The sequence below is a fragment of the Microcoleus sp. B7-D4 genome, assembly GCF_036705125.1.
Classification (GTDB): domain Bacteria; phylum Cyanobacteriota; class Cyanobacteriia; order Cyanobacteriales; family Microcoleaceae; genus Microcoleus.
Genome location: NZ_JAUBTT010000035.1, coordinates 35,038 through 47,382 on the forward strand (window position 1 = coordinate 35,038; position 12,345 = coordinate 47,382).

Below are 12,345 nucleotides of genomic sequence, written 5' to 3' on the forward strand. Positions count from 1 at the left end.
TTCACAGTTATTAGTTGTTGGCTGCTGACTAATGAATGCTGACTAATGAATGCTGACTAATAACTGCTGACTAATGACTGCTGACTATCGCAGAAAACCGCTGACCAGCCACAGAATTAAAAACGTAAACAAAGCGATAAATTTCTCTGTTGTTATAAATGCCGGACTGACCAAAGAACCAAAAAATCCTCCCAGCAACAAGCCTATAACCAAGCCAGCCACAGTCAGCAGCACGGCGCGACCAAATTTTTGTTCCTTGCGATTAACAAAATAAAGACAACAGCCGACCCCAAGAGCCAGAGTCAACTGTAGTAAACCATCATTAGCCGCCGGATAAATACTCAGTCCGCCTAAGCCCACATACACCCCAGCCGGCCACAAAATGTCCGATCGACTAGGAGTATCGATTAACCGCTGCAACCAAGCTGGGCTGCCACTCGGAGGAGAGGGAGTAAAGCTTGGGGGTGGGGGAGTCAGCCGTTCGGGAAAGCGGATGCGTTCGGGTACTTTAATTTTCCCTTCCTGTCGCTGCCGCAGGCGATCCATGAGGATCGCATCGTAAGCGGCTTCGATCAATTCCAAACGTTTCTTGTCACCGCTGTACTGCTCGCCTAGGCGCGTGCGGGCCTCTTGCACTTCATCAAAGGAAGCATCTTCATCGACTTCAAGAAGTTGATAGGGAGTTGGCTCACTCATTGTAATAACCCGCTGAAGACTCTCGTTATATAGCAATCTTAACAAGAGAGGAAAGCGGGGCGGGAGCTCTGCCGCTTTCCCAAGAGTTTTGCTGCTAGTTTTTAGTGCTTGAAAACAGGAACCAGCAAACCTTACGAAGGTAGAAACTAGAAGGCATTTGGCATTCGTAAAAAAAAAATAATGAATCCAAAGATTTTTATTTTTATCTTTGCCGTCTAAAATTTTACCTTCTGCCAAATGCCCTCAGAAGGGACTTGTCCTGCTGGCGCTCACAATTCCCGACCACTGGACTTTTTTAAGTCGATCGCGGCGGTAGGAAAAAAAGCGAGCCGAGTCAGAATAAGTACAGAAAGGAGCGATCGCCACTTGAGAAATATCGATTCCCAACTGCTGCAATTGCAGAGCATTGCAGAGGCGAACATCCAAGCGTACTTTTCCCGGTTCTGGATCGGCTAAGACAGGCGTTTCCGGCAGTTGATGCAAAAACTCGCAGATGCCGTCGGCTGTTGCACTAACGGCACTCTTAGGAGCAATGGTGGCTCCCAGTTCCGCTGCTACTTCCACAGATACCTGGTAAACCTCTCCAGCGATCGCCGGCCCCATAGCAATCTTCAGATTTTCTAGTTGACTGCCTTGTGCCACAAGTTGAGCGATCGCCTCTGGTAATATCTTAGCAGCAGTCCCGCGCCAACCCGCGTGAACTGCCGCAACCAGTCCCGTGCGATCGTCAGCAATCAGCACCGGCACACAGTCAGCCGAGCAAACCCACAGCGCCTCCAATTCTCGAGCTGCCACCAAGCCATCAGCCTCAGCATAGCTTGAGGCAGCGGTTTCCGAGTCCGGAGCCACAACCGGGGACAACTCAGTGGTTTTGAGTACCGCATTGCCGTGTACCTGTTGGAGTCGGTAAACCTTAGCTCCCGGTTCGAGAACTTCCGTCAGCTCGATCGGCCCCTGGGGCGAGAAATCGCGAGTAAAAAAGCCGTGAGACCAGCGAGAAAGCAAGCTGCAAGTCAGATAGGGCAAGCCTTGCCAGCTCTGCCAGTCCCAACTGATACCGTCAGGTTGTCCGGCGCATTCAGAGTCAGGAAAATTTGTCAAGCGATCGCCAGCTACAGTCATGAAACCCATCCTTCCCCAAGCGAATCATTTGCCTTGTATTGTAAACAATCAAAAATTTTGCCGATTAAGCCGATGCAGTTTAAACCCACATCTTGCACCATTCTCGCTTAACAGGCTTTTCGGCCTGTTCCACAAGAAAATTCACTCTTTGTGGAACAGGCCGAAAAGCCTGTTCATAAAAAGCTTATTGACAATGGTGCAACATCTGAGTTTAAACGCACGATCGGCTTTAATCAAAAAATACCCATTCCTGGGCGCTTAACTCCGGCGGACGCCACCAAAATTTTGCACCACCCGAGAGCAAAATTTTAGTAACTAATTAACATAAACGAACGCCAAAGCGCTATCATCGGTGTGACCGTCACAGACGAGTTACGGGTGCAATCAGGGTCGAAAAAACCAGGGTATCCATCGCGACTCTACCCCGTGGCATTCGACTTATTCGATGTGCAAAAAAATTGCCTCAAGCCCGGTAAAATCAGTTAAGCCTGTATATAAAGACAAGGATTGCCATACATTCGATCCTGACTTCGAGATCCTTGTGCCCCCTGTTGAGTTGGGAAAAAAAATCGTGAAACCAGTTCCAGACAAGCAAATAACAGCCCATTTGAACACCAAACAGCAAAAAAAGAACCCTACAGGCGCCCGGAGTCGATCGCGCCTTTTGTCCGATCGCTCACTGCTGGTGGGACTGGGTTGTCTTGCCAGTCTGGGACTGCTCAGCAAAGGCTTAGTTTGGGCCCAAGCCGAAATTCCGCCAGCAGAACAAGCCGTCCCCGGCGCAGCAGACCTCCAGCCATTATTTGAAGCTCCTCTCCCGCCCCCGGAACCCGAATTCAGCGAAGGGTCGCCTGAACCCTACCCTGAACCGCAGGCAGAAGTTCCGCCGTCCGAGCCTTTCGATGCCCAACCGCCGTCCGAGCCGGAGTACGCCACCGAACCACCTCCCAGCCAATATTATCTGCCCGATCCCGCGCTGATTCCCCTGCCAGAAGCGACGGCCCAGGAGCCGCCTTTTGAAGCGCCAGTTAACCCAGCCCACGCTGAAATCGACCAAACAGACTACAGCGTTGGCGCTACCAGCGAGTACCAAGCGCCAACAACCATAGAGTTTGCAGAACGATCGACCGGCTGCGAAGGAGGTGGCGGTTTGTGCGCGCCTCCTGCTGTTTCCGAGCCAGTGACTGCAGATGCAGGAGAACCCAACTACAGCCCGGAAACTCCGATCGCAGACGACGGTTATATTGCAGCCCCTCCTCCTCGAAATCTGCCAGAAAGCCTTCCGAGCGATGTTCGGGGAACTGTTGCCGGAAATAGTAGCGGGAATCCTGTCAGTAAACTCGGTCAAGCCGTTCAACAAATAGGCAGCCAGGTTTGGGGCAGTTCCAACCCGCCGGAATCTGCTTACGCACCCCCACGCTACTCGGCAGACACCGGCTACTCGGCTAACATCGGCTACTCCGCAGACGCTGGATACTCGGCAGACGCGGGGTATTATGCCGGATCTGCATCTTACGGCGGCGGCGCTCCAGCGCCCAGCATGGGACTCGGCCCGGTTCAAGTCGGTGCGGTTAGTGTCAGCAGCGGCAGCAATACCGGTTTTGCTTACTACAATCTCACGCCGCGTCCCGCAGGTATGCCCGGAAATGGCAACACCAGCTTGCTGTTTCCGCTATCTATTGCTTCGGCCATTACTTCGCCGTTTGGGTGGCGGACTCATCCGGTTATGGGCTACGGCAGGTTTCACACCGGAACTGACTTGGGGGCCCCGATGGGAACGCCCGTACTGGCCGCCTATGCCGGTCAAGTGGCGATCGCAGATTGGTTGGGTGGCTACGGTTTGACTGTGGTTCTCAACCACAACAAAAAGTCTCAGGAAACTCTCTACGCTCACCTTTCGGAACTGTTTGTGAAACCGGGAGAGTGGGTGAAACAGGGAGAGACTATCGGCCGCGTCGGCAGTACGGGAATGTCTACAGGGCCTCACCTCCACTTCGAGGTTCGGCAAATGACTGACCAGGGTTGGGTGGCGATCGACCCGGGCTCTCAGCTAGAATTCGCTCTGGCAAAAATGATCGGCAGTTTGGAAACCGCCAAAGTACCCCAAATGCCGAAAATGGTGGAAATACAAACCGCTAGCGGACTCAAGGATTTGGAAAACGATCTGCCTCAGCTTCCACCTCTGCCACTGGGAATGGACATCGAAGTTCACAACCTCCAGCCGCCATTCCCGGAACTGTTAAAAGCTGACACTTCTAAGCCCAAAGAGCCCGAAGCAGTCAAACCCAAAACTCAGAAGCAAGCTAACAGGTAAAAATGGAGGCTTGGATACATTAATTTTTTAGGGGCGGGCTATTCGCCCACCCCGCAAGAAAATTGATGTTTTGTAAAATCGGCACTCCTACCCTGTGGCTGAGCATGGCGCAAGATGTGTTGATATCAGATCCGATGGATTTCTCTTTACCAGAAAAAACCTCGGAACCAAGAAAAACCAATAAAAATGGGTAACTTGCAGCTTATGCTAATAGCGCAGCATTTGTGGGAATTAATTTTATTTCTGATTATTGTAGTCTGCCCGATTCCCTTAAGCTTGTCTCTGGCCTTTGAGAATCAGAAGGAAAACGGTAACTATTCATTTCCCCATTTTCTCCTCGTACTCCTGACAGGATGGAGCATTGCACAAGTTTGTATCGGCTTGATTTTAGGAAGTGCCGAGCGACTAAATATTTCTGCGGTCATGATAGCAGAAATTATGATTGGTGCGATGGGCGTAATCCTGATTTATACCAAAAACCACAGAGCTTTTACCTTCTCGCAGTGGCAGATTCCCAAACTCAAGCAACCTCTGGGCAAATCCGAACGCCTAATTATTGTTGCCACCGCTGTTGCAGGATTTGTGCTGTGGGACACTCTAGCAAGCAAACCCACCACCAATTATGACTCATTGTGGTTTCACCTGCCTGCGATCGCCCGATGGTATCAAACCCATTCATTTACATTATTAGATCCCGCCGGAAATTGGATTTTCGATCAGGAGCAAGCACGAGTATATCCCTACAATTGGCACGTTTTGTCGGCTTTGTGTTTGCTCCCCTTCCGAGAAGATTTTCTCACAGCTTTTCCCCTGCTAATTGCGTGGGTACTTGAGGGAATTGCCGTTTATCTATTGAGCGTAAAATTTGGAGCCACCCGAATTCACGGTATGGCAGCAGCATCTTTAGTATTGACAGTACCGATGGTTCTCAACCAAGTTAACACTATTCACCCCGATTTACCGCTAGCTGCAATATTTACAGCGGGTTTGTATCTAGGTTTATCCTATCATAGCAGCCGATCGCAATCCGAACTATCCCTATTTTTGGCAGCCGCAGGAATGCTAGCCGGAATAAAAATCACGGGGATAGTCTATGCAGCCTCACTTTTAGTAGGATTAGCCATCTTAGAAATTAAAAGATTCGCGGTTAATAAAAATTCCACACCAGCTAATTTTAGAATTCGCCACTTTATCAAACCAGTCTTGCTGTGCGGCCTAGCTTGTTGCTTGTTTTTAGGAGGTTTTTGGTATGCGAGAAACTTGCTGCACATCAATTATCCTGTCGCCGATACCAGCAATATTAAAGTTCCCTTACAGCCTGTTCCCTTACAGTCTCCAGTAACTACGCCAATACCTCCCGTACAGCAGCCCACACCTATCCTACTTGTGCCGCTCGCTTCGCCGTCTTTCAATGCTTGGCAAAGCACTTTAGCAGCTCAATTTAATCCCACCAATATTTCCCACTGGCAAACTCTAGGTTTACAAATTATCATGAGATTGCAACTGCCCTTTCTGGCGATCGCACTTCAGGTATTGGCAGCACCTCTGGCTTTTATCAGAGGTAAAACCAGAACAATCAATCAAAATAATATCATTTTAATTGTAGTTCTCGCCAGCACCGGAATTCTGTATTTAATTACACCTTACACGTCAGGTACTGCGGGAGATTCGATCGGTAAAATCAGCCCTTTACTGGGTTTTAATCTCAGATACGGTTTTCCCTTTTTAAGCTTGCTGGGCATAGCCGCTGCAGCTACAGCAACTCGGATAAAAACTCCAAATCAAGTTGTTCTGGCAGTGGTTTTGGTTAGTGGTTTGTTCGGAATTACTAGCAACACAATTTTTGATTATATTAAAAATGCTTCTTTCACCGGAGATAGTATTGTTTGGGGAAGTTTGTTGATTGACAATTTTAAGTCTAACCCAATACAAGCTATTAATACTATCGGGAAAATATTAGGCCCCAGTTGGCAAGATATATTAAGAGATCCGATATTTTATATTGTGTCAGTGACGCTGGCTGCGATATTGTGGAAAATCAATCCTGGCTATAGATGGCTGAGTCATCTATTTCCCACTCGAAAAAAATCGATTTACATAGTGATAATTTGTGTCTGTATAGGATTGATAGTAATTGGTCATTGGAGGGAAAAGCGAGATTTTGCACGCACCGAACTGTATCGCGGTATTTACGAATATATTGATAAAAATACAGTACCTGATGAAAGAATAGGCTTCTTTTTAAGTTCCCGCAGCTACCTGTTTTATGGGAGAAATTTGGACAGACAAGTTTTATCTGTGCCGTTTAGAGCCGATCGACTTTCGGCATGGATTGACAACCTCCGGCGAAATAAAATTAGGACTGTGGGATTCGGGCCCCATACTGGGACAGACGCAGCTACCAGAAAAGCTCTATCTTGGCTGACAAGTGCCCAGGGCCCGCTGCAACAAGTTTTCGGAAAAGATTTTAATACTGAGTCGGTGTTGTATCGCTTGAAAAATTAAAATATAGCAGTTATAATTCAATACGGTTCAGTGGCGGCAGATTGGCTGCAAAATCGGGAAAATCGATTTGTGGAAACACCACACTGCTTAATCGGAGGTCTAACGGTAAACGCGCTGCCGGATAATATCTATTCTACTGGCAGCCAGCAACTGATCGATTACCTTTACAGCTACTATAATGCTATAGGCGATCGCGCGGCATTTTTCAGTTCTCAAAATGCTGGATTTGAAGGAACTAATATTCATAAAATGCAGGTGCAAAGATATGTATCTCGCAGTAAATAACCGAGCCAAAAACACCGAATAGGGAGTAGATTTGGCCTTGGTTGAGATGGATGGCAGCGGGTAAATTATCTGGAACAATCTTCTGAACCTGTGCAATAATTAATCAAGTTAGCTCGTAATAAAATTAGCTTTTATCAACAGCGTATACAGGGAGAAACCCTGAGTCGTTCTAGTTCCTAGACATCTTTGTCACCATCCCAGAATAAATTGCTTAGTTGAAAGAATGAATATATTAAAAAAATCCGTTAAGTAAAATTTATTAAGTCTCCGATAATTGGCACAAAAAGTGACAATAAAACCCGAAAAATTAGGCGGAGATAAATTTTTCGGGCGGGAATTTTTCAAGCATTCCCAGTGCTGCGAGTCAGATATGCCGAATGTGCGCTAAAGAGCGATCGCACAAAAACTGCCGCAGTTGCACACCGATCGCCTCCAGAGAAAAATGAGTTTCCACCCGAATGCGAGCGCGCTTGCCCAACTCCCGCCCCCACGCCCGATCGTCTAAAACCCGACCGATCCCCCCTGCCAAAGCGGTTGCATCCTCACGGGGCACAACGATCCCGCCGTCAGCTTCGCCCCCCTCGAAAATATCAGGCACTCCAGGCGCGTCAGCAGCCACAACGGGCAACCCGCAAGCCATCGCCTCCAGCGGTGCAACCGGAAACCCCTCATGCCGAGAAGGCAAAGTATAAACGTCAGCAGCCGATAGGTACTGTCGCATCAAAGCGCGATCGCGCACATATTCATTCACCCAAACAATGCCCGAAAGCTGCATCTGAGCGATTCGCTGGCTCAATTCCTCCGCGTCGCTACCAGTCCCCACCAGCAACAGCCGCAAATCTCGGCCTGGGCGATCGCGACAGATCCCTTCCCAAGCTTCCAGCAAAATATCTAACCCCTTGCGGCGGATGTCAATCCGCCCGTGACAGGCGACAATTTCAGCGTCACCGGGAAAACCCAGCAGTTGCCGAGCTTCAGCGCGATCCATTGGCCGCCACAGTTCCAAATCCAGCGGGTTAAAAATGCGGGCAATCTTGGCAGGAGGCACGCCATAGCGACTTTGCACGCGCTGTACCTCGGTTTGCGAAGCAATAATTAAACCCGCGCTCGCTTTGAGGGCGATCGGGCGCGACAAACCTTCCCAAGGACTAACCTGAAAATCGCCCCCCTGAAACGTGGCAAAAACAGGCAGCCCCATCCGCCACCCCAACCAAGTGCAAGCGTCGAAGCGCGGGTACTCGTATTCTTGGCAGAGAATCGCTTGGCAGTTTTCTCGTCGCAGTTCTGCAGCCAGCAACCCCAGCGGTGTAGCCAGGTAAGGAGTAACGCTTTTCACTCCTGCCAACATCAGACGGCCCAGGCCTCGAACCTCTCCAAACATATCCTGAACCGTCCACCCTTGAGGGTTAACCATCTGGCGGCGGACAGCTTGGTAAAGTTGAGGTGCCGGCAGGGTGCAGATTGTTGCTCCTGTGTCTTTGTGGGTGTAGCGCACGGGTTCAGCCACGCTACCAGAGATGCAGAATAACACTGTCCGCACCCCTGCCCGTCGCAGCGCCTCAATGTAGCCAAACATCCAACCCCCCGTCATTTCGTTGCAAAAAGCTTCAAAGGAAACCCCGATGGTATCTAAAAAATCTTCGATTAAATCGCCCCAGTGCAGGAGGGCGATCGTTGGTTCTGGTGGGCTATTATCAAACTTCATTTACTTTTTATCAATGCTCATTATATAATATCCAGTAAACAACTAAATAAGGCACGGGATCAAATAGATACATACGCAATCCCCGATCTACAGAAATGTTACGGGATGAGTAGCCGTTGAACGAGAGGCTCAACTTTGAGCGAGCGAGCGTTGGAACTTTTTTATAAAAAGGATGTAAAACTTTAAAAGTCACTTGACCGAACAAAACTAGCAAGTTATAAAAAAATTAGGACTCGAGCTAGAGTGAAATCTAAACAACGAATTTTTAGATATTTAATTTGTGGGATTATTACAGCAATTTTCAATGTTGTGTTAATTTATCTTATTATCGCAACTTGGAAATTTAACACACAAATTCTCCGCAATGTTGCCAATATTATTTCGATTGAAATTTCTTTATTATTTAGTTTTTTTGTTTATCGAACGTGGGTTTTGGTAAGTCATCACTCAAGTTGGCAAGAGATTTTAGGGCAGCAGATCCCTCGCTACCACATCTCTTGTGGATTAGTTGTCGCTACTCGAAGCTTCTTGGTTTTCCCTATTTTAGAGGGGTTAAAAGTGAATTATCAAATTAATACCTTAACGGGGATTATTCTCGGATCTGTTATCAACTATGTTATCAGTGAAAAATGGGTCTTCACAAAAAATAAAAATTCTGCTCAATCGGGAGATAGCAAATGATTAAAATCAATTCTGCAAACATACCACCTACCCAAGACGATCCAGATCTACTCCAGAGTCAAATTTTAGGGATTCGAGAGCAGTATCGAGATCAGTATTGGAAAAAGCGCGATGCCATTTATCAAGATAGACTCCTCTGGAGAGCGCAAACTTTCCGTCATCTAGTTCACCTAATTCCGGGTCAAACCATCTTAGAAATTGGCTGTGGCGAAGGTCTTTTTACAGAACAACTTCTCACCGTATCTCGCGGAGAAAATCCGATCACAGCAGTTACCTTTACCGAACTCCCTAAACCAGATACTTTGGTTTCTTCAGTTGAGTTTATCAATGCAATGTCTATCCCAGGAACCCTTGAAGGACGACATTTTGATTTGATTGTGGCAATGGATTTATTGGATAAGCGAAATAGCGGCTGGTTTCTCCAAAAAGTTTATGAACTTCTAAATCCGGGCGGTCAAGTCATTTTTTATGACAGTAATCCCTGGAATATCGTTCTGAGATTACGTCGATTTATTTCTCAAAATTTTGGAAATAAAGACCCCAGAAAACTCCTCAATCGTCCAGAATTATATGAACTAATTTCCGAAATTGGCTTTATTAGAATCTTTGCTATTTTCAACGATTTTGTTTATGCTCCCCTCACCAAAGACTTGATTTGGCTATTACGAAATCTTTCGATTATTCTCGAAAATACTCCTGGGTTAAAGACCCTGGCGGGATCAATTCTCATTCATGCTCAAAAGCCACCTAGAGTTATTAACAGTCCCCAAATCTCTCTGTGTGAACACGAGCAGTTACGGGGAGCAGTCTCTGTCGTCATTCCCTGCCATAATGAGGAGATGAACATCGAACCCCTAATTACTCGACTCAAGGTTTTTTTTGGCGATTATCTCCACGAAATTATTCCCGTCGATGACAATAGTCAAGATAGAACCCGTGAAGTAATTCAACGTTTAGCAGACGCAGATCCCTTGATTAAACCTGTCTTCCGGGTTCCACCCAATGGCGTAGGAAGAGCGCTTGCAGATGGCTATCGAGTAGCGACAGGGCAGTATATTTTATCAATGGATTGTGATTTTCAGCATCTTCTTCCAGAAATTCGCGATTTGTTTGACAAGGCAAATCAGGGCTATGATGTAGTAGTGGGCAGTCGATTTTCCCGCCATAGCGTATTGCTTAATTACCCTTTATCTAAAATAATTGTCAATCGAGGATTTCATCTCTTGGCACAGATATTATTCCTGCGAAATTTTCGGGATTTAACCAATAATCTCAAACTCATGCGGCGAGAGGTAGTTGAGAACCTAGAACTTACTCAGCCAGGATTTGCCATCAATGCAGAGACAGGACTGCAACCTCTTTTGAAAGGTTATTCACTCATTGAAGTTCCCATTTCTTGGATTAATCGTACCCCAGATATGGGAATTTCATCGTTTCGACTGATCCGAGTAGGTGGGGGATATGGGCAAGTTTTGTGGCAATTGTGGTTAAAAAATCTGTTCAAGAAAAGGCGCTAACAAAATCATCACTCGCCAGTTCAAAATCTCGTGATTAACAGTACATTAGGACTATACTTCTATGTCTATTGTTTCCAGCGATCGCAACTCCAAGCTATTTGTCTGGGGTATTTGGTTAGCAATGCTAATCGCTGCTTTCATCTGTTTAGCGAACTATGGGAGAAATATTCCCCTGGCCGAAGATTGGTTGTTGGTTAAGCCCTTGACAGGACATGAACCCCACCTAGTTAGTTGGTTATGGCAGCAGAATAATGAACATCGTATCCCTTTACCACGCCTAATTTTGTTAACTTTGCTCAAGTTTACTAAGGGTGATTTTCGTTCAGGGATGGTACTTAATGTCGTGACATTCGCTTTTGTTGCTGCGGCTGCCATTCAAGTCGCTCGCTCTTTGCGAGGGGGAAAAACCAGCTATGCGGATGCCTTTTTTCCCATTGCTTTATTGAATATCAGCAATTGGCCTAATCTGTTTTGGAGTTGGCAGTTTACCCAAGTCTTGCCTACTGCCCTCACCTACATTATAGTCTTTGTCTTTGTCATTCAACCCACTCTGACAACGCCTTTAGCAGTAGCAATCGGTGGGGTGAGTTTGGTTGCACTTCCCTTTTGTGGAGCGAATGGGTTGTTATTAGTTCCTTTGCTCGCACCTTGGTTCATCTATCGTGGCTTTATCAACTTCTACGCTACGGATTCCAAAGATAAACAGCGATCGGCGAGTATTATTTCAATCAGTTTGGCAGCGATTGCCTTGTGTTTAATAGGTGTATATTTTATTGGCTATCAACGTCCCACTTGGAATCCCCCCAGTCCCGGTTTAGGGCCCACACTCCAGACAGTTGCTAAATTTTTAGCTTACAGTTTCGGAGGCGTTGCTGCTTATTCGTGGAGTTTTTTTGTATTGATAGCCTTTGGGATTTTCATGCCTACTTTGGGAGTAGTCATTTTAGGCATTGTAAGCCATCAAGGTTTGGAGAGACAGCGAGCCTTGACAATGCTCTTATTATGTGGTGTTTTCGGTGTTTATTCCTTAGCAGTAGGCTATGGTAGAGCTGGACTGATTCCATCTCAAGGATTCCCCATGCGATACGTGATGTTTGCAGTTCCCATGCTATGTACAACCTTCTTTATTTGGGAATTGTACGGCTCTCGAAAATGGCAACAAATTGTTCAGTGGGGACTGTTTTTAGGGATGTTGCTACTGCTTCCTTTAAATACCCTAGCTGGGTTTCAGATGTTTGGCAATTGGTATGATGGTGTCATGGACTCAGTTGAGCAAGATATTGCTAATGGAATTCCTCGATCGCTCCTCGCTAAGCGTCACCGAGATTCTCTGGTTCACTGGTGGAGCGATCGGGAATTGGCAGATAATATGCAGATGCTTTACCAAGCTCGAGTAGGAGTTTTTGCTCAAATGCGAGAAGATACGGTTAATGATTCCGATAAAAATATTGCCCAGTAAATCAGTTTTTAACAGCGCCTCTGCGAACGCACCATTTCCTGCCTTCCGCCTGATGTTTCTC

The 12,345-nt window shown here is 46.8% G+C and carries 10 protein-coding genes; 7 read left to right on the top strand and 3 right to left on the bottom strand.

Annotation, left to right across the window (positions count from 1 at the left end; translation table 11 throughout):
• Positions 1–84: 84 nt before the first annotated feature.
• The gene (locus QUB12_RS15820; protein WP_333138982.1) at positions 85–696 is read right to left on the bottom strand and encodes a CPP1-like family protein; all 612 of its coding nucleotides are present in this window, start codon (positions 694–696) and stop codon (positions 85–87) included.
• Between the two features lie 243 nt (positions 697–939).
• The gene (pgeF, locus tag QUB12_RS15825) at positions 940–1,818 is read right to left on the bottom strand and encodes a peptidoglycan editing factor PgeF (RefSeq protein ID WP_333138979.1); all 879 of its coding nucleotides are present in this window, start codon (positions 1,816–1,818) and stop codon (positions 940–942) included.
• A gap of 150 nt (positions 1,819–1,968) precedes the next feature.
• On the opposite strand from pgeF, the gene QUB12_RS15830 reads away from it, so the two are divergent.
• The 4 genes from QUB12_RS15830 to QUB12_RS15845 all read left to right on the top strand — a co-directional run bounded on the left by QUB12_RS15830 (position 1,969) and on the right by QUB12_RS15845 (position 6,922).
• Positions 1,969–2,130 carry a hypothetical protein gene (locus tag QUB12_RS15830; RefSeq protein ID WP_333138977.1) on the top strand — a complete coding sequence of 54 codons (162 nt, stop codon included), beginning with the start codon at positions 1,969–1,971 and terminating at the stop codon, positions 2,128–2,130.
• A 259-nt stretch (positions 2,131–2,389) separates the two neighbouring features.
• Positions 2,390–4,132 (top strand): peptidoglycan DD-metalloendopeptidase family protein, encoded by a 1,743-nt coding sequence (locus tag QUB12_RS15835; protein WP_333307516.1) that lies wholly within the window; start codon positions 2,390–2,392, stop codon positions 4,130–4,132.
• A 186-nt stretch (positions 4,133–4,318) separates the two neighbouring features.
• Positions 4,319–6,637, top strand: a complete 2,319-nt coding sequence (locus QUB12_RS15840; protein ID WP_333307518.1) for a hypothetical protein — start codon at positions 4,319–4,321, stop codon at positions 6,635–6,637.
• Positions 6,638–6,667: 30 nt separating this feature from the next.
• Positions 6,668–6,922, top strand: coding sequence for a hypothetical protein (locus QUB12_RS15845; protein WP_333138971.1), 255 nt, complete (start codon positions 6,668–6,670; stop codon positions 6,920–6,922).
• Between the two features lie 364 nt (positions 6,923–7,286).
• On the opposite strand, the gene QUB12_RS15850 is transcribed toward QUB12_RS15845, so the two are convergent.
• Entirely contained in the window at positions 7,287–8,627 is a 1,341-nt protein-coding gene (locus tag QUB12_RS15850; RefSeq protein ID WP_333307521.1) for a glycosyltransferase family 4 protein, read from the bottom strand.
• Positions 8,628–8,870: 243 nt separating this feature from the next.
• Between QUB12_RS15850 and QUB12_RS15855 the strand changes: the two genes are divergently transcribed.
• The 3 genes from QUB12_RS15855 to QUB12_RS15865 all read left to right on the top strand — a co-directional run bounded on the left by QUB12_RS15855 (position 8,871) and on the right by QUB12_RS15865 (position 12,284).
• Positions 8,871–9,308 (top strand): GtrA family protein, encoded by a 438-nt coding sequence (locus QUB12_RS15855; RefSeq protein ID WP_333138968.1) that lies wholly within the window; start codon positions 8,871–8,873, stop codon positions 9,306–9,308.
• Positions 9,305–10,825 (top strand): glycosyltransferase, encoded by a 1,521-nt coding sequence (locus QUB12_RS15860; protein ID WP_333138965.1) that lies wholly within the window; start codon positions 9,305–9,307, stop codon positions 10,823–10,825. Before QUB12_RS15855 ends, QUB12_RS15860 begins: the two co-directional genes overlap by 4 nt.
• A gap of 61 nt (positions 10,826–10,886) precedes the next feature.
• Positions 10,887–12,284, top strand: a complete 1,398-nt coding sequence (locus tag QUB12_RS15865) for a hypothetical protein (RefSeq protein WP_333138963.1) — start codon at positions 10,887–10,889, stop codon at positions 12,282–12,284.
• The last annotated feature ends 61 nt before the right edge of the window (positions 12,285–12,345 follow it).

What these genes read in the sequence shown, in the direction of transcription:
- QUB12_RS15850 (WP_333307521.1), bottom strand. Translation starts at nt 8,627, where the DNA reads ATGAAGTTTGATAATAGCCCACCAGAACCAACGATCGCCCTCCTGCAC.
- QUB12_RS15860 (WP_333138965.1), top strand. Translation starts at nt 9,305, where the DNA reads ATGATTAAAATCAATTCTGCAAACATACCACCTACCCAAGACGATCCA.
- pgeF (WP_333138979.1), bottom strand. Translation starts at nt 1,818, where the DNA reads ATGACTGTAGCTGGCGATCGCTTGACAAATTTTCCTGACTCTGAATGC.
- QUB12_RS15865 (WP_333138963.1), top strand. Translation starts at nt 10,887, where the DNA reads ATGTCTATTGTTTCCAGCGATCGCAACTCCAAGCTATTTGTCTGGGGT.
- QUB12_RS15820 (WP_333138982.1), bottom strand. Translation starts at nt 696, where the DNA reads ATGAGTGAGCCAACTCCCTATCAACTTCTTGAAGTCGATGAAGATGCT.
- QUB12_RS15840 (WP_333307518.1), top strand. Translation starts at nt 4,319, where the DNA reads ATGGGTAACTTGCAGCTTATGCTAATAGCGCAGCATTTGTGGGAATTA.